This is a genomic window from Nonomuraea turkmeniaca (assembly GCF_005889735.1).
Taxonomy (GTDB): Bacteria; Actinomycetota; Actinomycetes; order Streptosporangiales; family Streptosporangiaceae; genus Nonomuraea; species Nonomuraea turkmeniaca.
Genome location: NZ_VCKY01000093.1, coordinates 1 through 19,269, shown reverse-complemented (window position 1 = coordinate 19,269; position 19,269 = coordinate 1). Strand labels below are relative to the sequence as shown.

Sequence of the window (19,269 nt, the reverse complement as noted above, 5' to 3'; positions counted from 1 at the left end):
GCACAACGCGGCTCCAGCCGAACGGTAGTCCGCGAAGGCAATAGGTGAGGCCCGGGGACACTGGACACACCGGCCACGATCTATGTAACCACACCCCCGGGCGGAACATTCCCCGCCCCGCCGCACAATTTTCCGGCGGCTCATGCCCGGGCGGGCGCACTCACTCCGTCAAGTGCTTCCCCGCTAGCTCGGCGAACGTGTAGCCCTCGAGGAGCTGGTCCACCATCCCGATCCAGGTCTCGCACTCCACGGCGGGGTGCTCGGCCGGGCACTCGATGGCGTGCCGCAACACCCACTGCGCCGCCTTGGCCCGGTTGACGAGCTGCTCCAGCACGTCGATCTGCTCGGCCGCGGTCGCCCGCCACGCCTCCCCCGGCGCGTCCAGCACGGCTCCCGCGGTGTCCAGAGGGATGCCGAGTTGCTGCATCGTCCGCAGGAAGGCCAGGCGCCGCAGCTCTTGCCTGCCGTACATGCGGCGGCCGCCGCTCCGCGTGACGGGGGTGACCAGGCCGCGTTCCTCGTAGTAACGCAGCGCGGAGGCATTCATGCCGACGAGGCGGGCAGCTTCCCCGATGGGAACGAGATCCATGTCCCCATTTGACCTCAAGTCGGGTTGAACCGTTTTGGTGGAGGTATGGCTATCAGGTCGTGGGTCACGGGCGGACCCGTCAACTCGCCCTTCGCCTCCCCCTCCGGTCTCCGCGGCCGGCTGGCGGGGTGGTTCATGTTGTACACCAACCGGCAGAACGAGGTGCTCTCCCTGCTGGACGTCCGGGCAGGAGAGCACGTCCTGGAAAGCTGGCGCGGATCCAGGACGGGCTGTCGGAGTTGTTAGCGACGTGAAGCGGCACGAGCTGAAGAGCGTCTTCGGCTCTCTGTCTTTACACGAGTAAAACGGACATCAGCGTGGCCTCGTCGCATGCCGACCGAGGCCGGGAAGCGATCCGGTGGAAGCCGACGCCGCGTCCGTCCGGCGAGCCGGGCGGACCATGGCTGAGAACCGCGTTATCGGGGCCTGACTCCGCATTCCTGGAGGGAGTGCGGCTCTTGGGCCACCGCCCCGCTATCCCGTTGGTGCGGACACCGATGGGGGCGGGGACCGGGCGCCAGTCAGGCACCCGGCTGTGACTGAGCATTACCGTCCGATTACCTTCAGTCGCAACCGATCGCCCCAGCGAAACCGACCACAGTTCTTCGGGCACCCATAGGTTCGCATAGTGAGCGCCAGCAACAGTTCATACCCTGAGCCATTCAGCCGGGCGGCCCCCGGCGATCAGTCCGAGCCTTTCAAGCGGGCGGCCCTGGCGTGGAGGTAACGCTGCTGCGGCAGGCTCATGGCGCGTCCGGCCGCCTCCTCGTACGCCTCCCGCGCCGCCGCGTGGTCCCCGCTCATCTCCAGCAGGTGGGCACGGACCGCGTACATCCGGTGGTCGCCGGCGATGCGCTCGTCGGAGGCGAGCCGTTCGAGCCGGGCGAGCCCGGCGGCCGGGCCCTGTGACATGGCCACGGCCACGGCGTGGTTGAGCGCCACCATGGGGTTGCCGGACATCCGCAGCAGCAGCTCGTAGAGTGCCGTGATCTGCGGCCAGTCGGTCTCCTCCGCGCTCGCCGCCTCGTCGTGCACCGCCGCGATGGCCGCCTGCAGCTGGTACGGCCCGGGCGTCCCCCGGGTGAGCGCGCCCGTCACGAGCGCGATCCCCTCCTCGATCTGGGCGGCGTTCCACAGGCCGCGATCCTGCTCGGCCATCGGGATCAGCGCGCCATCGGGGCCGGTGCGGGCGGGGCGACGGGCGTCGGTGAGCAACATGAGCGCGAGCAGCCCGGCCACCTCGGCGTCCTCGGGCAGCAGCCGGTGGACGATGCGGGCCAGCCTGATCGCCTCGGCGGCCAGCTCGGCGCGTTGCAGGTCGGGTCCGGACGTGCTGGCGTACCCCTCGTTGAAGATCAGGTAGAGCACGTGCAGGACAGCGGCGAGCCGTTCGGCGCGCTCGGACTCGCCGGGCAGGCGGAAGCGCATCCCGCTGTCCTTGACGCGCTGCTTGGCCCGCGTGATGCGGCGCGTCATCGTCCCCTCGGGCACCAGGAACGCCCGGGCGATCTCGGGGGTGGTGAGGCCGCCGACCGCGCGGAGCGTGAGCGCGATCTGGGAGGAGGGCGTCAGCGACGGGTGGCAGCACATGAACAGCAGCACGAGCGTGTCGTCCGAAGCGGCGACCGGCTGGTCGGCGGCGGGTGCGAGCCAGTCGCCCGGCAATGTCCACGCGGCCACGGCGTCCTCGCGCCGCCGGCGGGCCTGCTCGCTGCGGAGCAGGTCGGTCAGCCGGCGCGCGGCCACCGTGATCAGCCAGGCACGCGGGTCGTCCGGTCTACCCTCCTTCGGCCACTGCGCGGCGGCGGCGAGCAGCGCCTCCTGCACGGCGTCCTCGGCGGTGGCGAAATGCCCGTAGCGCCGGACGAGCGCGCCGAGGACCTGCGGCGCCAGCTCGCGCAGCAGGTCCTCGGGCCGTGGCTCGTCGATCAGAACCCCATGTCGTCGGCCGACTCGGCAATGGGCCGGATGTCGGCGTAGGCGTTGTCGTAGGCGTTGCCCGGGTACGGGCACTGCCCCAGGCGGGCGGCGATCTCAGTGGCCCGGTCGATGCCGTCGCACTCCACGATCCAGTAGCCGGCCAGCACCTCCTGGGTCTCGGCGTACGGCCCGTCGGTGACGAACGCCTGGCCGTCGCGGGCGCCCACCCTGCGCGTGTGGACCGGCGCGGCCAGGCCGCGGGTCTCGACCAGCTCGCCCGCCTCCTCGAGTTCCTTGTTGACGGTCGTCATGAACTCGCCCATGGCCGTCATGTCCTCCTGGGTCCAGGCGGGCAGGCCGTCGGCGTCCTTGCCCGACATGGAGTCGTAGTCCCGCTGTGAGGCGTAGGAAAGGATCATGTACTTCATGGCTTGGTGTCCCTCTCTTCCGGGTCTTTCACGTGGGACGTCGGAGCCGGGACGACGTACCGGACCTCTTGCCGGGAGATTTTTCCTCCCTGGCAGGATCGTAGGCGTGTCATACGCAACCACAGCGGACGGCGTCAAGCTGTCGTACCAGGTCCGCGGCGACGGGCCGCCGCTCGTCCTGCTGCAGGGCCAGGCGAACAACCATCATTGGTGGGACCCGGTACGGGACGATTTCGCCGCCTACCGCACGATCACCTTCGACTACCGGGGCACGGGCGGCAGCGACAAACCGGACGAGCCGTACACGACCCGGGGCTTCGCCACCGACGTGGTGGTCGTGCTGGACGAGCTGGGGGTGCGGCAGGCGCACGTGTACGGGACGTCGATGGGCGGGCGGGTGGCCCAGTGGGTGGCGGCCGATCATCCCGAGCGGGTCGGGGCGCTGGTGCTCGGGTGCAGCTCGCCGGGCGGCGCGCACGGCGTGGAGCGCGGCAACGACGTCCGCAGGTCGCTGACCCAGCCGGACCGCGCGGCGGCCGGGCGGGCGCTGCTGGAGCTCATGTACACCCCGGCCTGGCTGGCCACGCACTCCGGCCCCTACCACACGGTCGGCGACCGCGACATGCCCGCGCACGCCCGCCGCCGCCACCTGGCCGCCAGCGCTGGGCATGACAGCTGGGACGTGCTGCCGTCCATCGCGGCTCCCACGCTGGTGGTGCACGGGACCGACGACGTGTTCAACCCGGCGGCCAACGCGCCGCTGCTGGCCGGGCGGATCCCCGGGGCGGAGCTGCGGTGGATCGAGGGGGCACGGCACGCGTACTTCGAGGAGTTCCGCGAGATCGCGAGTCCTATGGTGCTGGAGTTCCTGGCGGGCCGGCCGCTCGGTTGAGGCGGGCGGACAGCACGCGCAGGTGCGGGGCCAGCTCGGGCGGCTCGTGCACCTCGAACTCGCAGCCCAGCCCGAGCAGCCGGAACGCCAGCCAGTCCAGCGTGTCGCCGTGCGTGCGCAGCCGGCAGGTCCGCTCGTCGACCTCGGTGACCTCGCCCAGTCCCCTGATCACCTCCGTGACCGGCATGTGCAGGGTGACGACGGCCTCGTAGGTGGGCGCCGTCGAGTAGAGCTTGTCCCGCACGTACGCGGCGGCGTCCCCGGCAGGCGGCTCGCGCGGCGTGATCCTGGCGCCGGTCGCGCGCAGGTCCGCGATGCGGTCGATGCGGTAGATCCGCCAGTCCCCGCGATCGTGATCGTGCCCGAGCAGGTACCAGCGCCGCCCGGCCGCGACCAAGCGGTGTGGATCGACCAGGCGTGTGCTGGTGGCGCCATCGTTGGACCGGTAACCGAAGCGCACCCGCTCCCGGTTGGCCACGGCCGTCGCCAGCGTGGTCAGCCGCTGCGGATCGACCTCGGCCGTCTCGACGGCGGGCAGCGGGACCGTGGCGCCGCCCAGGGACCGCACCCGGTAGCGCAGGCGGGACGGCAGCACCTGCTCCAGCTTGGCCAGCGCCCGTACCGACGCCTCCTCGATGCCCTGCACCGGATGCCTGGCCGCCGTGGCCAGGCCGACCGCGATGGCCACCGCCTCCTCGTCGTCCAGCAGCAGCGGCGGCATGGCCCGGCCCGCGACGAGCCGGTAGCCGCCGTCGGCGCCCATGGTGGCATCGACCGGGTAGCCGAGGGCACGCAGGCGATCGATGTCGCGCCGGATGGTGCGGCGGCTGACGCCGAGGCGCTCGGCCAGCTCGCCGCCCGGCCACTCGCGCGGTGTCTGGAGCAGCGACAGCAGGCTGAGGAGGCGGGAATCGCTCACGCATCCAGAATGCCGCCTTATGTAGGACAGGTTATGACCTACTTCCGGAATAGCGTGCTGATATCCGCACTTTCCCGGGAGGAACCATGACCTTCAAGCCCGAGGGCTACACCACCATCACGCCGTGGCTCATCTCGCACGACGCGGCCGGGCTCATCGACTGGATCGTGCGTGCCTTCGACGCCGTGGAGCTGGACCGCTTCGTCGACGCCGAGGGCCGCATCGGGCACGCGGAAGTGCGGATCGGGGACGCGATCGTGATGTTGTTCGACGCGAGGCCGGAATGGCCGCCGACGCCGGGCTTCCTGCGCCTGTTCGTGCCCGACGCCGACGCCACCCACCGCCAGGCCGTCGCGGCGGGCGGGACGTCGGTCACGGAGGTCACGCACCTGGCCTTCGGCGACCGGGTGGGGCGGGTGCGGGATCCGTTCGGGAACCTGTGGTGGATCCAGACCCACATCGAGGACGTCTCGGCGGAGGAGTGGGAGCGCCGCATGAGTGACCCGGAGTTCACGAAGGCGATGGAGTACGTCCAGAGCGCGGACTTCTTCCCCGGCAGGTCATGAGCCGGCGGCCCTATTGCCCAGGCGCTGCGGGCGGACGGACGGGTGTACTGGCGGGGTGTGGTCGAACATCTCCCGTGCCGGCCACCGCACCCGGCTCGACGCCGCCACAGGCGCGGCACACGACGAGCGATGGCCCGCCCCCCGGAGGGTGCGGGCCATCGCCGACTTCTAGGAGACCGCCCTGTCGGGACGTTCGGTGATCCGGATGAAGCTCAGGACCGGGTCGCCGATCCGTTTGTGGAAGGTCACGTTGAGGTGGCCGTCCGTGACCCGCACCGTGAACCGGCGGCTGACCGCCGTGTTCGGCCCGGCCTCGCGGACCAGGTCGAGCCCCCAGAGGAAGGGCGCCCCTTCGATGGCCACGTCGAAGACCCGCTTGCCGGGCTGCTTGTGCCGGGTCTCGGCGAAGCCCAGCTCAACGGTGTAGACGCCGTCGGGGACGTTGTCGAACCGGTACTCGCGCATGTCCTCGCGCACGCTGCCGAACAACTTCTGCTCGTTCGTGCCCGCGATCGTCTCGCCAGTGCTGCTCGTCCTGTCGGACTCGGCGAGGTAGCCGTGCCTGCCGGGGGTGTACCTGCGGTCGGCCGCCCAGGTGTCGCCGGCCGCGTCGGTCACGCTCCGGCCACCGCCCGCGTCCACGGCCACCTGGTGCTTGGGCACGACCACGGACACCAGCACCGGAAAGGCCGGATTGCGCCCGCTGGCCGAGCGCACCACCAGCACGCCCGTGCGTACGCTCCCAGGCTCCATGCCCGCGCTGGACGCCGTGACCTCCAGGGTCGCCGACGTGCCCGCCGCGATCTCGCCGCCGGCCGGGGTGGCGCCGAGCCAGCCGCTCTGTCCGGGGTCGATCTCGATCGTGTACGTGGTGTCCGCGCCCGTGTTGGTCAGCTCGACGGTGCCCTTCCTGTCGGCTGCGGCCGGCATGACCAGGGTGAGGTGATCCGTGGAGGCCGTCACCCGGCCGGTGGTCAGCGCGGTGTCCAGCAGGTTGCGCTCGCCGGCCTTGACCGTGACGTCCTTGGTGAGGGTGCCGTAGTTCTCCGCCGCGACCTCCAGCACGTGGTCACCGGCCGGCGCCTGGCCGAAGAACGTGCCGTCGGCCCCGGTGGTGAAGGAGGCGGCCGCGCCCACCTTGACCGTCGCGCCGGCCAGCGGCTTGCCGTCGTTGGCGTCGGCGACGGTGCCGGTCACCAGGCCGTGCTGCCGTGCGGCGAAGCCGAGGCTCTGGCCGTCGGCGATGGCGGCGAGGTCGGCGGAGTACTGCAGCGCGTCCGTGCCGTCGCCGTTCTCGATGCCGATCGTGGCGCCCTCGCCGGCCGCGCGCGAGGTGGCGATGCCGCGGTAGCGGAACCCGATGGAGCCGTCCTCTCCGAGCAGCGCCTCGAACGAGAACCACTCGTTGTGGTCGTAGAAGCGCGCGTTGCGCCATTCGATGACGAACGTGCGGTTCGGCGCGGTGCCGAGCGTGGCGGTGTAGAGGCCGCCCTGCTCGTCCAGGGCCAGGTCGTCCCAGTAGGGGTAGATGCCGGCGTTGGGTGCGCCCGTGGTGGGCAGCGGCATGTTGTTCGGGTACGAGTAACGATGGCCGCCGAAGGACAGGAACCCGTTGGTGCTGGCCATGCCGCTGGTGTAGGTCTTGCCGTAGAACGGGAAGGCGAACGGCAGGTCGATCGTCTGATACTCGTCGTCCCAGGTGAGCGGCTGCTTGTCGGTGGCCTCGACGTACGGCTCCCTGCCGCTCCTGCAGGTGTGGCCGTAGGCGTCGGCGTTGGCGGGGAGCTCGATGTCCTTGGTCGTCGCCCCGGTCACCGTGACCGGCACGGTCTTCTCGGTCGAGCAGCGCGAGGGCGGCACGGCGTTGAGGTCGTACTCCTTGTGGGGCAGCTGGAGCTCGTAGCGGCCGGCGGCGTCGGTGACGGCCGTGGCCGGGGTGCCGGCCGCGCTCACCGTGACACCCGCCTCGGGCACGCCGGTGCTGGAGACCATGCCCGACACCGTGCTCATGGGCTGCGGCGTCATCGTCAGATCCTTGGTGGCCGTCTGGTTGTCGGCGACGGTGGCGGTGGAGGTGGCGTCGTCGTAGCCGAACTTCTTGACGGTGATCTCGTAGTCGCCACTCAGCAGCCGGGGCAGCGTGTACGTCCCGTCCTGGCCGGTGGGCACCGTACGGCTCAGCGGCCCGGAGACGCTGATGGTCGCCCCGGCGACCGGGTCACCCTCCGAGGTGACCTTGCCGGTCAGCGTGCCCAGCTCACCGGCCGGAGTGGCCTTGACCGCGGCGTAGGCGTCGAGCTTTCCCTCGCCGAAGGTGAAGTTGTCGGCGGCGGTGCCCCCGCAGTACGTGGCGTCGACGTCGGAGGCCGAGCCGTCGAGCAGCGCCCGCGTCGCCTCGACGTCGCCCCGCAGGGCGGGGGACGCCGACCACATCAGCGCCACCGTCGCGGCGACGTGCGGGCTGGCCATCGACGTGCCGCTCTTGATCCCGTACGCGCTGCCGGGCACGGCCGAGCGCACGTTGACGCCGGGCGCGGCGATGTTCGGCTTGACCTCGCCGTTCTCGCCCGGGCCGCGGGAGGATTCGGGCATGATGGCGCCGTTGACGTCGAACGAGCCCGCGCTGTAGGCGGCGGCGTACCCGCCGGGCGAGCCGGTGGTGGTGCACTCAGGGCCGTTGTTGCCGTTGGAGAAGGCGGGGAAGATGCCCGCGGCCACCCACGCCTCGACGATCTCCTTGTACCAGAGGTCCAGGCCGGCGCGGCCCCAGGAGTTGTTGACGATGTCCGGCGCGAGGTCGGGGCGCGGGTTCTGGAGGCCGAGGTCGGTGGGGGCGAGAATCCACTCGCCGGCGGCCAGCAACGCGTAGCCGGGGCAACCGCCGATGCCGCATCCCTTGGTCGTGATCCACTTGGCGCCGGGGGCGACGCCGATGCCGCCGGCTCCGGCCAGGGTGCCCGTGACGTGGGTGCCGTGGCCCCGGTCGTCGCAGGGCGTGCGGTTCGGGCACGCGCCGGTCGGGTCGTACCAGTTGTAGTTGTGGTCCACCGTGCCGTCGGCCTGCGTGCCGCGGTAGCCGCCGATCAGCGCCGGGTGGTCCCACTGCACGCCGCTGTCGAGGCTGGCGATGACGATGCCCTCGCCGCGGTCGCCCAGCTCGTCCCAGACCTTGGGAGCGTTGACGCGGTCGACGTTCCACTCGACCGTGCCGGCCATCGCCTGGGCGACGCCTGTCTTGGGCTCCGGTAACTCGATGATCTCGTCCGGGGCGATCTCGGCCACCTCGGGAAGTTTGGCGATCTCGGCCGCCAGGTCGGCGTCACCGGTCACCTTGATCGTGTTGACGATCCAGAACGGGGTGAAGTCGGCCCCCGCGGACTTGAGCAGCTTGCGGACGCCGGCTTGGGAGGCGGTGGCGGTCTCCGTCTTCATCCGGTAGACCTGCCGGCCCTTGTCGGCCTTGGTCTTGGCCGTACGCGCCGATCGCAGGTCGGCCTTGTCCTTCAGCCGTACCCAGAAGGTGGCCTTGTCGTCGGCGGCCAGATCGGCTCGGACCACCCGATCGATCTTGTCGGCCTCCGGTGGGGCCTGTGCGACCGCGGGGGTCTGGACAGCCATCACGGCGAGCGCGGTCCCGATCAGGACCGCTCGCCAAGGACGGGGAATGGACACACGATCTCCTTGAACAGCGCCCTCGGGAGGTTGGTGGGATCTCGTGAACCCACCGGGCAGCATCGTGAATGGATCATGTGTTCGGTCGCAAGGGCGGGAAACGAGATTTAACATTCGTGGCCAAAGGGCCCATCTCACCGTGCAAGCCCTGAAAAGCGGCAGCTAGCTGCGGTTCTCCGGTCCGCAGGCTCGAGCGGCGCGGGTCTTTTCCGGGGTGGCGAGTTCGAGCCATGTGGCGGGATCACGACACCACAGCAGCGCACGAGCCGCGATCGGGCGGCACGGCGTCGGACCTGATGTTGTTCCTCTGGAACCGGATGCCCGCCGACGACCTCGACGTCCAGCGCGACAAGGATCCGCTCGCCACTACTTTGTCCTGGTTCCTCCCATATGACCTAACCTTTCCGGTATGCAGCAGGTCAGGGACGTGAACGGCACGCAGCTGGCGATCGTCAGACCGGCGTCCGGCGGGTTCCCGCGGCACAGCCACGACGAGTACGTGATCAGCACCAACCTGTGCGGCCGCGAGGCGGTGCGCCTGGACCGCGCCTCGTTCGACGTGGACCTGGACGAAGTGACCGTCTACAACCCCGGCCAGGTCCAGTCCTGCACGACGCGGACACCGGACGGGACGGCGTTCGCGTGCGTGAGCTGGTATGTGCCGTCTGCCGTGCTCACCGCGCTGACCGGCGGCGCACCGGTGGACTTCGAGCGCCCGGTCGTCCGCTCCGCCCCGCTCCGTGCGGAGCTCCTGCGGGCGGCCAGGGACCTGCCGGGCGGCGACCCGGCGCTGATCGAGGAACGCCTGACCCTGATCCTGCTGCGCCTCCTGGATCTGGCGGCCGACACGGGCGGCGCCGGATGGAGCCACCCCGACACGGGCGGCGCCGGATGGAGCCACCCCGGCACGCGTGGCGCCGGCCGGCGCTCCCCCGGCGACGCCAGGATCGCCGCCGTGCTCGACCGGCTCCGTGGTGACCTGTCCAGCCCGCCCTCCCTGGCCGGCCTCGCCGAGGATGCCGGGATGTCCCGCGAACACCTCATCCGCTCGTTCACCCGGGCCACCGGCTGCCCGCCGTACGCGTGGCACCTGCAGGCGCGGCTGGCGGAGGGGCGTCGGCGGCTGCGGCGCGGCGAGCCGGTGGCCGACGTCGCCCACGCCTTGGGATTCGCCGACCAGGCACATTTCCACCGGCATTTCACGGCCGCGTACGCCGTGACCCCCGGCCGCTACCGCCGCGTCAACATCTGACAAGACTCCCGAGGAACGCGACCGGCACATTGACCGTCATGTCGGAGATTTTCTTTCTGGCCCTCTGGATCGGGTTGTTGTTCAACGCCGCGCCGGGAGCGGTCTTCAGCGAGTCGCTGCGGCGAGGCGTGCGAGGCGGCTTCGGCCCGGCGTTCGCGGTGCAGGTCGGGTCGCTGGCCGGGGACGCCGTGTGGGCGCTGCTCGGGCTGGCCGGCGTCGGGGCGTTGTTCGCGGTGCCTGCTCTGCGCGTCCCGCTGACGGTGGCCGGGTGCCTGTTGCTGGGCTGGCTCGGGGTGACGGCGCTGCGTGACGCGGCGTTCCCGCGTACCGAGGTGGGCTCCGGCGACCGTTCACGACATGGCGCGCTCATGGTCGGGGCGGCCATGTCGCTCGGCAACCCCTGGAACGTCGTCTACTGGTCGGGCGCAGCCGGTGCCGTCAGCGCCGTCCTGGGGCGGGACGCGAGCATGACCGGCCTCGCCGTCTTCTTCACCGGCTTCATGACGTCCTCTCTGGCCTGGTGCTTCATCTCGGCGGGCCTCATCGCCCTGCTCCGCAGAGCGTTGCCGCCCTTGGCGGTACGCCTCCTGGAGGCGGCCTGCGGGGTGTCCCTGATCGTCTTCGCCGCGCTCCTCGCCGCCCGCCTGGCCACGCACTGACGGACCCCATCACGCGCCTCCGCTGACGAGCGGCGATCGGACCAGCACGTTCCTGGTCCACATCCCGAGGCGGTTCTTCGGCACCATCATGCGCACATTGGGCCCGATCCGCTGCTCGCGCCTGACCAGCCCTCTGTGTCCCTCCTGGTACTGCCGGAAGGCCGCGGTGTGGTCGGGGGCGGTCGCGAGCGCCTCCGCCAGCCGGTACGCCCCCACGATCGCCAGCTCGGCCCCCGCCCCCGACGCGGGCGCCGCGCAGTGGGCGGCGTCGCCGGCTAGCGCCACCCGCCCCGACGACCACGACGGCATGCGGACCTGGCTCAGCGCGTCGAAGTAGAAGTCGGGATCGTCGAGCGCGCCGGCCAGCAGCTCCCGCACCCGCCACGAGGTCTCGTGCCCGAATGCCTGCCGTACCAGCCGCTTGTGCTCCCCGGTGTCGCGGTGGTCATAGGTCAGCGGCTCCGACCGGAAGATGAAGTAGGCCCTGGCCTGTGCGTGGTTGCCCGACCGGTAGACGCCGGCCATCTTGCCCGGCAGGTTGTACATCGTGACGCAGCGGTCCTCCGCCAGCGCCGCGTCCGCCTTGGCGAAGGCGAAGTAGTGCCCCATGTGCCGCACCGACCCGCTCTCGGGTCCGAAGGCCAGCCGCCGCACCGTGGAGTGCAGTCCGTCCGCACCGACCACCAGGTCGAACCGCCTGCTCGCACCCCCTTCGAAGGACACCGTCACCCCGTCGCCGTCCTGCTCGATGCCCTGGACGGCGGTGCCGAAGAGATGCTCGACGCCCGGTCCGGCCGCCTCGTGGAGCAGCCTGACCAAGTCGCCGCGCATGATCTCGACCTCACCGCCTCCGCTCTGCAGCCGGCTCATGTCGATGCGGGCCACGGCCCGGTCGTCGGCGTCGACGAACTTGATGCCCCGCACGTCCGCCGCCGCCTCCCGGACTTGCGGCATGATCCCCATCCGCTCGGCCACCGCCATCGCCTCGTCCCGCAGATCGACGCCGTTCCCGCCCATGCGCGGCTCTGGAGCCCGCTCGACCACCGTGGGCCGCAGCCCGTGCCTGGCCAGCCAGTACGCCAGCGTCGTCCCCGCGATGCTCGCCCCCGCGATCAGAATGCGCCCGCTCATATCTGTCCTCCCTGACCATCGGTCAGGCGTCACTCTAAGCTCCAGACCCCGGGTCAGGCAACTGCGTAGAATCGGCGGCGTGACGGACGACACTCGCTCGCGGATCCTCCAGGTGGCTCTCGACCTGTTCGCCGCACGCGGCTACCACGCCACCTCGATCCGCGAGATCGCCGAACGCCTGGGGCTGACCAAGACCGCGGTCCTCTACCATTTCCCCAGCAAGGGCGCCATCATCGCGGCGCTCGCCGAGCCGATGCTGGCCGACATGGAGGCCGCCCTCGCCGCGGCCAACCGCCTGCCGCCGGGCGACGAGCACCGGCGGCGGTGGGCGGTGATCGAGGGCCTGCTCGACGTGTGGCTGACCCACCGATACCTGCTCCGGCTGCAGTTGCGGGACCTGGCACTCGCCTCCGAGGAGCCCATCTTCGAACGTTTTCGAGACGCCGCCGTCCTCGCCGAGCACATCATCTCCGGCCCGCTCGCGGACCACGTGGCGAGGATCCGGGCGGTGCAGGCGTTCGCCATGCTCAGCGACCCCGTCGTGATGTTCGCCGACCTGCCCGCCGAGCTGGTCCGGCCCGCCGTGCTGTCAGGGGTGGAACGCCTGCTGGAGGAGCGGGCCCCGAGCCGGGAGGCGCCGCGGCAGGAAGGCCGCCGGCGCGGCCGGCCAGGGGCGTTGAGCCCGGAAGCGGTGGAGACGGCGCGTCGCATGCACGCCTCCGGCCGGCACACCGCCGCCGAGATCGCCCGCACCCTCGGCGTGTCCCGCGCGACGCTCTACCGGCACCTCGCCGGCAGCTGATTTCGAGACACAATTCGCGACACTTTTGAGACAGAGATCGTTTAAATGAGTGGTGTCCGGACGGGCGCCGCGGTTACCGTCGTGATCGTGCGAACCCGCGGCTCACCGTACGGAATCGACCGACGGCGCGGCGATGGTCACCGGGCGCCGTCCTCAAGCCCTCAGATGATCGCGAGCCGTGGGGTTCCACACCCCTACCGGCCGGCGAAGGCGTCCAGGGCCGCGAAGATCTCCTTCCGCATCGTCTCGCTGCCGGTGTGCCCGGAGTCGTTCACCACGACCAGCTTGGCGTCGGGCCACGCCTGAGCCAGGTGCCACGCCGTGTCGGGCGGCCCGCCCAGGTCCAGACGGCCGTGGATGAGCACGCCGGGGATGCCCGCCAGCCGTCCGGCCTCGCGCAACAGCACGCCCTCCTCCAGCCAGGCGCCGTTGGAGAAGTAGTGCGAGCAGATCCGCGTCATGGCCATCACGGCGTCGGCGGGCCGGTCGCTGTAGGCGTTCGGCTTGCCGTTGGTCTCCAGGGAGATCACCGCGTCCTCCCAGGTGACCCAGTCGAGGGCGGCCTTCTCGCGGACGGCGGGGTCAGGGTCGGCCAGGAGCCGCGAGTACGCCGCCAGCAGCGCGAAGGTGTCGCCGTCGCGGTCGGCCTCCGGCACGCCCTGCCTGAACCGCTCCCACTCCTCGGGGAAGAACCTGCCGACGCCGCGGTAGAGCCAGTCGATCTCAAAGCGGCGGGTGGTGGTCACTGCGGGGATGACGATCTCCGACACGCGCTCGGGATGTGCTTCGGCGTAGGCCAGGATCAGCGTCGAGCCCCACGAGCCGCCGTACAGCAGCCATCTGTCGATGCCGAGGTGCTCGCGCAGCAGCTCCATGTCGGCGATCAGGTGAGGCGTGGTGTTGGCGCTCAGGTCGGTCGCCGGGTCACTGGCGTGCGGCCGGCTGCGGCCGCAGTTGCGCTGGTCGAACAGGACGATCCGGTAACGCTCCGGGTCGAAGGTCTTCCGCATGCTGAGCGAGCAGCCCGAGCCAGGCCCGCCGTGCACGACGACGGCGGGCTTGCCCTCGGGGTTGCCGCAGACCTCCCAGTAGACGAGGTTGCCGTCGCCGACGTCCAGCATGCCGTGGTCGTATGGCTCGATCGGGGGATACAAGCGAACGGCTCCTCTCAAAGGGGATATAACAGCGCTTATATGTTAGCCGTCACTCGAGCGACTTGAGCTCCTCCACGTACTCCTTCAGCGGCTTCAGCCCGACGTCCGCGCGCCGTTCGTCCACCTTTGCCGCGTTCTCGATCGGGGTACGGGGACGCCAGTTCCCCTGCGGATCGGTCTCCCACTGCGTGCCGTACACCTGCGGCTTCTTCTCCGCCACCCGCACCCGGTCCACGAGATAGGCCAGGTCGGAGGGGTCCGCCTCGCCCTTCTCGACGGCCTGGCGCATCAACTCCAGGCCGCGCCGCTGCAGGTGGAGATCGCGGTCGGCGTGCTGGATGAGCGCCCAGGCGGCGTGCGCGCCGTCCTCGCCGACCATCGTGTGGCCCGGCCAGCCGTGCGCGTCGAGGATCTGGCGCATGCGGTCGGTGTTGGCCCTGTCCACCCGGTCCCAGTCCTCCTCGGACGCCTTCAGGGTCCGGACCTCCTGGTCGACCTTCAGCATCTGCAACAGCTCGGCGCGTGACCCGGGATGGGAGGGCGGGCCGTCGCCGCAGGCCGCGACCGTCATGAGGACGGCGAACGACCACACCACCAGTGCACGCATGTCCGCTCCTCCCCGCGAGGGCCGGCTGAGGATCACGCCACCTCGGACGACGGCGCGGTCCAGGTGCCGCACGACTTTCCTCTTACGTCGTCGCGGGCACTTTTGAGGAGTTCACGAGGCGTGCGAACCGGGCCCTCCGCGGCAAAGAGTGCTAGATCCAATTATGAACTAATCCCAAGGTAGCCAAGGGAATGATCACTGCGGATCACCGGATATTCACCCGCAGGGAGCATCATGCACAAGCTCGCCATCGCCGTATTCGCCGCCGCTTCCGGACTGCTGCTGGCCACCGGGCCGGCGGCGGCCGAGCAGGTCCCCGCCAACCTGGCGCTGTGCGGCAGCGCCCACGACATGACGAAGATCAACGTGTCGTCGCCTTCGCCGCTGACCAGCCCCGTCTACACCGACGAGGTCAAGAAGATCTTGGAGGAGATCGCCGCAGGACATGCAGCGAAGGCGACTCAGCCTCCCGTGCAACCGGCTCCGGCCCCGCTCACCACCTCAGCACCACAGCCCGTTCTCGACCCGCACATACGGCTGCTCGAGGCGCTCGTCGAGCGGATGAAGGCATGCAGCCGGCACTACCCCGCCCCTGGCGCGTGGTCGCCGTCGACCACCCAGGGCACGCCGTCACAGGCGACGACCCCGGGCACATGGTCACAGACCACCACCACCCAAGGCACGTCGTCACAGGCGACGACCCCGGCCACATCGTCACAGGCCACCCCCGGCACGTGGTCACAGGCCAACACCCCGGGCACATGGTCGCAGGGCACCACCTCGGGCACATGGTCGCAGGGCACCACCTCGGGCACCTGGTCGCAGGGCACCAGGCCGCTCAACTCGGCCGAGCGGGTGGCGTTCGTCGACTGGCTGGCCAGCACGCCGGCAACCTGCGCACCGACCGCGCCCACGACGAGCCCGGTCACGGGCCTGGTGTGGTGGGACGACGCCGTGGCCTTCTCGCACGAGGTCGACGAGTTCCTGGCCGACCCGGCCGGCTGCACCGAGGACGACGGTTTCACCCTGACGGTCTCGGCGCAGGAGCGGTCCACGGGCCAGTCGCTCCTGGAGTTCATCGGGATCCCGGCCTTGCTCAACGGGATCTTCGGCTGAGCCTTCCATGACAAATGTCAGCCTCGATTCCCGCGAAGTTCCCAGGCCGTAGCTGAGATCGCACACTGCCGGTACAGGGCCACCCACCGGCAGAGTGGGGCCCGTGAACACGACAGCAGCGATCGAGGTGCGGGATCTGCACCAAAGGTACGACGACTTCGAGGCGGTCCGCGGCATCGCCTTCGAGGTCGCCCGCGGCGAGCTGTACGCCTTGCTCGGCACCAACGGGGCGGGCAAGACCACGACGCTCGACGTGCTGGAGGGCTATCACGCCCCCACCGAGGGCCAGGTACGCGTGCTCGGCCACGACCCGTTCGCCGAGCGGGCGGAGGTGCGGCACCGGATGGGCATCGTGCTGCAGGAGGCCGGCTTCTACAAGGACCTCACAGTCGCCGAGACCGTGGACGCCTGGCGGCGGTGGACGCCGCACGCCCTGGAGCGCGGCGCGGTGCTGGAGCGGGTCGGGCTCGGCCACCGGGCTCAGGTACGCGTCGAGCAGCTGTCCGGCGGTGAGAAACGCCGGCTCGACCTGGCCCTTGCCGTGCTGGGGCGCCCTGACGTGCTGTTCCTCGACGAGCCCACGACCGGTCTCGACCCGGAGGCGCGGCGCAACGTCTGGGAGCTGATCAAGGGCATGGTCACGGAGGGCACGACGGTGCTGCTCACCACCCACTACCTGGACGAGGCCCAGCAGCTCGCGGAGCGCCTGGCGATCATGCATGCGGGCCGCATCGTGACCGAGGGCACGCTCGCGCGCGTGCTCGGCGATCGGGGCACCCGCATCAGGTTCCGGCTGCCTGCCGTGCGCCCCAGCGACCTGCCGTACGAACCGGGGCTGGGGCTGCGCTCGATCAAGCTGGACGGCGACGCGTACACGGTCGAGACCCACGAGCCGCAGCGGGACTTGCGGACGCTGCTGGAGTGGGCGGACGAGCACGGCTGGGAGCTGGACGGCCTCGAGGTACGCAGGCCGTCGCTCGAAGAGATCTTCCTCGAGGTGGCCGAGACGGAGAAGGTGGCGGCATGAACTGGGCTTCTATGGCGTGGGCGCAGACGCGGCTCGACTTCACGGTCATGTTGCGGCAGCGTGGCCTGGCGTTCACCGTGTTGCTGCTGCCGCTGTTCCTGGCCTTCGTGAACACCGCGAACTCGGTCGCCGGCGCCGAAGTGGCCGGCGCGGTGGGGGCGCTGGCCGTGGTCTTCCCGTTCTCGTACATGACGATCACGTCGGGCATCGTCGTGCGCCGCGAGGAGCGCGTCTACAAGCGGCTGCGCGGCAGCGCCCTGCCCACCAGCGCGATCTTCGCCGGTGACGTGCTGCACGCGACCCTGATCGGGGCCGTGCAGGGTGTGGCGATCCTGGCGTACGTGATGGCGGTGGTGGGGGGGCCGCTGCCGCGGAACGTCCCGCTCATGCTGGTGGCGTTCCTGCTCGGGGCGGCCGTGTTCGCGGCGCTGGCGATCGGCACGGCGGGGCTCATCCCGAACTACGAGGTGGCGCAGCTGGTGGCGCTGCCGGTGTTGTTCGGCAGCCTGTTGGGGGCGGGGATGATGTTCCCGCTGTCGGTCCTGCCCGAGTGGGGGCAGCGGGTGGCGGAGCTGATGCCGCTGACCCCGATCGTGACCATGATCCGCACCGCCTATCTGGGGCGCGACTACGGGCAGGCCGCCGCGCCGAAGGTCGGCTTCCTGGAGGGCTTCCAGGTCTCGGCCGCGGGCCTCGGGATCGCCCTGTTGTGGGTCGGGATCGGCCTGTGGTCCGCGCGCAGGTATTTCCGATGGGACCCGCGCCGGGCATGACCGTACTCTTGCCCTCTATGAGCGCGCGCGTCGTCAGCACCAGGGTCATCGCCGCAGTGGCGGTGACCCTGTTCGCCGGTTCCATGATCGCGGCGCTCGCCCTCCCCGCCGTGTCGACGGTGATGGCGACCGGGTCGCCGTGGAACCGAGAGAAGGGGCCTGGATGAGCACGCCATCTCCCACGTCCGCCCGGGCGGACGTGCACGTGAGCTACCACCAGATGCTCGTGACGGACGGATCGGGCGCGGACCACCCGACGCGTGTCCCCAACGGCCTGACGGCATCGGCGCCCGGCGCGGCCGTGATCCTGACCGGCATTCATACCGGAGCCGTGGACGTCACGGTCCAGCTCACCGACTCGCCTTCCGCCCCCGCGGCCGAGGGATGGGACGAGGTGGAGGAGGTCGAGCTGATCACCTTCACCGGCGAGATGCGGGTGTGCGGCATGATGGCGGACCTGCCGGAGGCGCTCCCCAACCTCACCCCGCTGGGCCCCGGTCGCTACGGCATGCGCGTCCACGCCCGTGGCCGCGACCTCGATCCCGCCGCCGTGCCGGACGTGCCGTTCGAGTTCTACCTGGTCACGGTCTGGCCCATCGAGGTGGGGCCGGAGGCGCGCGCCAAGCTCGGCGTGGGCGTCGCCGAAGAGCTGGGGCTGCCGGACAAGAGCAGCGAGATCCGGCGGTGGGCCAGGGAGCACGCTCGACCGGAGCACCAGCCGGGGCGCTTCGCCCGGCAGATCCCCAATCCCCCGCCGCCCACGCCCGTCCTGGGCGCTGCCAGGGCAACGGAGCATCGGTTACGCGTCGCCAACCCGTACCAGCCCCCTGCCGTCGAGCCGACGCTGCCCGAGGGCCTGGTCGGCGCGGTGCCCGACGCGGTGGTCATCAGGACGCTCAAGGGCCGGGGCATGGTGGGAGTCCACGTGCGGTGGGAGCGGTCCGGGGCTCGTATGCCCGTTTCGAGCTGGGAGGAGGCCGAGGAGATCGAGTTCGTTACGACGACCGGCATCATGCGGGTCGAGGGCATGTCGACCTACCACGACGAGGACCCCCCAAACCTGACCTACCAGGGCGCCGGCCGCTACGGCCTGCGTGTCCACGGCCGTTCGCGCCGGGGCGAGCGGCCGTCGAACCGGCCTGCCGAGTCGTACCTGCTCGTGGTCTGGCCGATCGCGCTGGGCGCCGGGGCCTGAACTGTCGGTGCCGGGTTCTAGGCTGCGTGGCATGGCAGGCGGTTGGACGGATGGGGACGTCGTGCGGGTGCGCGGGCGGCTGGCCGAGCTGGTCGGCGGGCTGCCCGGGGTGGTGGCCGAGGACTCCTTCGGGCACGTCGGGCTGGTGCTGGGACGTAAGCGGATCGCGTGGTTGCTCGTCGACCATCACGGGGACGGGCGGCTGACGCTCGCTGTGAAGGCACCGCCGGGCGAGCTGGAGACGTTGATGGCCGCCGACCCGGCACGTTACTTCCGGCCCGCCTACGTCAAGTCTTGGGTCGGTGTGGAGTTGCACGAGGTCGAGCCCGACTGGGCGGAGATCGGCGCGCTGCTGGAGCAGGCCTGGCGGATGACGGCGGGCAAGCGCGCCGTGGCGGCGTACGACGCCGAGCATCCGCGGGCGCACGGCCCCTGAGCCCCGGCCGCGGCCCCCTCCAAACGCGAGCAACAGACACAAACCATCGGAGAATCCGGCGAACGCGCGAAGTGCGGCGTACTCTCGCGAATGTGACCCCCCTTCAGCACCCGCTGCCCCCGGCGCACGCC

General features: G+C 70.8%; 20 protein-coding genes. 12 read left to right on the top strand and 8 right to left on the bottom strand.

The features are described 5' to 3' along the window. Positions 1 to 160 precede the first annotated feature (160 nt). A complete protein-coding gene (locus ETD86_RS25900) occupies positions 161 to 589 on the bottom strand; it encodes a MerR family transcriptional regulator (RefSeq protein ID WP_138668769.1) in 429 nt (142 codons plus the stop codon). Between the two features lie 45 nt (positions 590 to 634). Between ETD86_RS25900 and ETD86_RS25895 the strand changes: the two genes are divergently transcribed. Continuing rightward, positions 635 to 835: a hypothetical protein gene (locus ETD86_RS25895; protein WP_138668768.1), complete on the top strand. Its 201-nt coding sequence runs from the start codon at positions 635 to 637 to the stop codon at positions 833 to 835. A gap of 438 nt (positions 836 to 1,273) precedes the next feature. Here the strand turns inward: ETD86_RS25895 and ETD86_RS25890 are convergent, their stop codons facing one another. Beyond that, entirely contained in the window at positions 1,274 to 2,602 is a 1,329-nt protein-coding gene (locus tag ETD86_RS25890; RefSeq protein WP_425465654.1) for an RNA polymerase sigma factor, read from the bottom strand. Further along, positions 2,518 to 2,937 (bottom strand): YciI family protein, encoded by a 420-nt coding sequence (locus ETD86_RS25885; protein WP_138668767.1) that lies wholly within the window; start codon positions 2,935 to 2,937, stop codon positions 2,518 to 2,520. The genes ETD86_RS25890 and ETD86_RS25885 overlap by 85 nt, the downstream gene beginning before the upstream one ends. A gap of 106 nt (positions 2,938 to 3,043) precedes the next feature. On the opposite strand from ETD86_RS25885, the gene ETD86_RS25880 reads away from it, so the two are divergent. Next, on the top strand, positions 3,044 to 3,829 hold the full coding sequence (locus ETD86_RS25880) for an alpha/beta fold hydrolase (RefSeq protein ID WP_138668766.1): 786 nt from the start codon (positions 3,044 to 3,046) through the stop codon (positions 3,827 to 3,829). On the opposite strand, the gene ETD86_RS25875 is transcribed toward ETD86_RS25880, so the two are convergent. After that, positions 3,789 to 4,748 (bottom strand): helix-turn-helix transcriptional regulator, encoded by a 960-nt coding sequence (locus ETD86_RS25875; RefSeq protein WP_138668765.1) that lies wholly within the window; start codon positions 4,746 to 4,748, stop codon positions 3,789 to 3,791. The genes ETD86_RS25880 and ETD86_RS25875 overlap by 41 nt on opposite strands. A gap of 86 nt (positions 4,749 to 4,834) precedes the next feature. On the opposite strand from ETD86_RS25875, the gene ETD86_RS25870 reads away from it, so the two are divergent. Next, positions 4,835 to 5,314 (top strand): VOC family protein, encoded by a 480-nt coding sequence (locus tag ETD86_RS25870; protein ID WP_138668764.1) that lies wholly within the window; start codon positions 4,835 to 4,837, stop codon positions 5,312 to 5,314. Between the two features lie 168 nt (positions 5,315 to 5,482). On the opposite strand, the gene ETD86_RS25865 is transcribed toward ETD86_RS25870, so the two are convergent. Beyond that, positions 5,483 to 8,986 (bottom strand): S8 family serine peptidase, encoded by a 3,504-nt coding sequence (locus tag ETD86_RS25865; protein WP_246148156.1) that lies wholly within the window; start codon positions 8,984 to 8,986, stop codon positions 5,483 to 5,485. Between the two features lie 409 nt (positions 8,987 to 9,395). Between ETD86_RS25865 and ETD86_RS25860 the strand changes: the two genes are divergently transcribed. Both ETD86_RS25860 and ETD86_RS25855 read left to right on the top strand, forming a co-directional pair. Next, positions 9,396 to 10,238: a helix-turn-helix domain-containing protein gene (locus ETD86_RS25860; protein WP_138668762.1), complete on the top strand. Its 843-nt coding sequence runs from the start codon at positions 9,396 to 9,398 to the stop codon at positions 10,236 to 10,238. Between the two features lie 38 nt (positions 10,239 to 10,276). Beyond that, complete coding sequence (locus tag ETD86_RS25855) at positions 10,277 to 10,897, top strand: LysE family transporter (protein ID WP_138668761.1); 621 nt, start codon at positions 10,277 to 10,279, stop codon at positions 10,895 to 10,897. Positions 10,898 to 10,906: 9 nt separating this feature from the next. Here the strand turns inward: ETD86_RS25855 and ETD86_RS25850 are convergent, their stop codons facing one another. After that, positions 10,907 to 12,028: an FAD-dependent monooxygenase gene (locus ETD86_RS25850; protein ID WP_138668760.1), complete on the bottom strand. Its 1,122-nt coding sequence runs from the start codon at positions 12,026 to 12,028 to the stop codon at positions 10,907 to 10,909. 79 nt (positions 12,029 to 12,107) lie between these two features. Between ETD86_RS25850 and ETD86_RS25845 the strand changes: the two genes are divergently transcribed. Next, positions 12,108 to 12,830 (top strand): TetR family transcriptional regulator, encoded by a 723-nt coding sequence (locus ETD86_RS25845; protein WP_138668759.1) that lies wholly within the window; start codon positions 12,108 to 12,110, stop codon positions 12,828 to 12,830. Between the two features lie 194 nt (positions 12,831 to 13,024). Here ETD86_RS25845 and pip read toward each other — a convergent pair whose 3' ends face one another. Beyond that, the gene (gene pip, locus ETD86_RS25840; RefSeq protein ID WP_138668758.1) at positions 13,025 to 13,984 is read right to left on the bottom strand and encodes a prolyl aminopeptidase; all 960 of its coding nucleotides are present in this window, start codon (positions 13,982 to 13,984) and stop codon (positions 13,025 to 13,027) included. A gap of 49 nt (positions 13,985 to 14,033) precedes the next feature. Beyond that, positions 14,034 to 14,591 (bottom strand): DUF6624 domain-containing protein, encoded by a 558-nt coding sequence (locus ETD86_RS25835; RefSeq protein WP_211370309.1) that lies wholly within the window; start codon positions 14,589 to 14,591, stop codon positions 14,034 to 14,036. A gap of 234 nt (positions 14,592 to 14,825) precedes the next feature. Here ETD86_RS25835 and ETD86_RS25830 point away from each other — a divergent pair, with 234 nt between their 5' ends. From ETD86_RS25830 to ETD86_RS25810, 6 genes are all read left to right on the top strand, one after another. Next, positions 14,826 to 15,707 carry a hypothetical protein gene (locus ETD86_RS25830; protein ID WP_138668757.1) on the top strand — a complete coding sequence of 294 codons (882 nt, stop codon included), beginning with the start codon at positions 14,826 to 14,828 and terminating at the stop codon, positions 15,705 to 15,707. Between the two features lie 103 nt (positions 15,708 to 15,810). After that, positions 15,811 to 16,734, top strand: coding sequence for an ABC transporter ATP-binding protein (locus ETD86_RS25825; protein WP_211370308.1), 924 nt, complete (start codon positions 15,811 to 15,813; stop codon positions 16,732 to 16,734). Then, positions 16,731 to 17,507 (top strand): ABC transporter permease, encoded by a 777-nt coding sequence (locus ETD86_RS25820; protein WP_138668755.1) that lies wholly within the window; start codon positions 16,731 to 16,733, stop codon positions 17,505 to 17,507. Before ETD86_RS25825 ends, ETD86_RS25820 begins: the two co-directional genes overlap by 4 nt. Positions 17,508 to 17,524: 17 nt before the next feature. Next, a complete protein-coding gene (locus ETD86_RS55410; RefSeq protein ID WP_170223262.1) occupies positions 17,525 to 17,674 on the top strand; it encodes a hypothetical protein in 150 nt (49 codons plus the stop codon). After that, positions 17,671 to 18,702 (top strand): hypothetical protein, encoded by a 1,032-nt coding sequence (locus tag ETD86_RS25815; protein ID WP_138668754.1) that lies wholly within the window; start codon positions 17,671 to 17,673, stop codon positions 18,700 to 18,702. The genes ETD86_RS55410 and ETD86_RS25815 overlap by 4 nt, the downstream gene beginning before the upstream one ends. A 31-nt stretch (positions 18,703 to 18,733) precedes the next feature. After that, positions 18,734 to 19,138 (top strand): MmcQ/YjbR family DNA-binding protein, encoded by a 405-nt coding sequence (locus ETD86_RS25810; protein WP_138668753.1) that lies wholly within the window; start codon positions 18,734 to 18,736, stop codon positions 19,136 to 19,138. Positions 19,139 to 19,269: the final 131 nt, after the last annotated feature.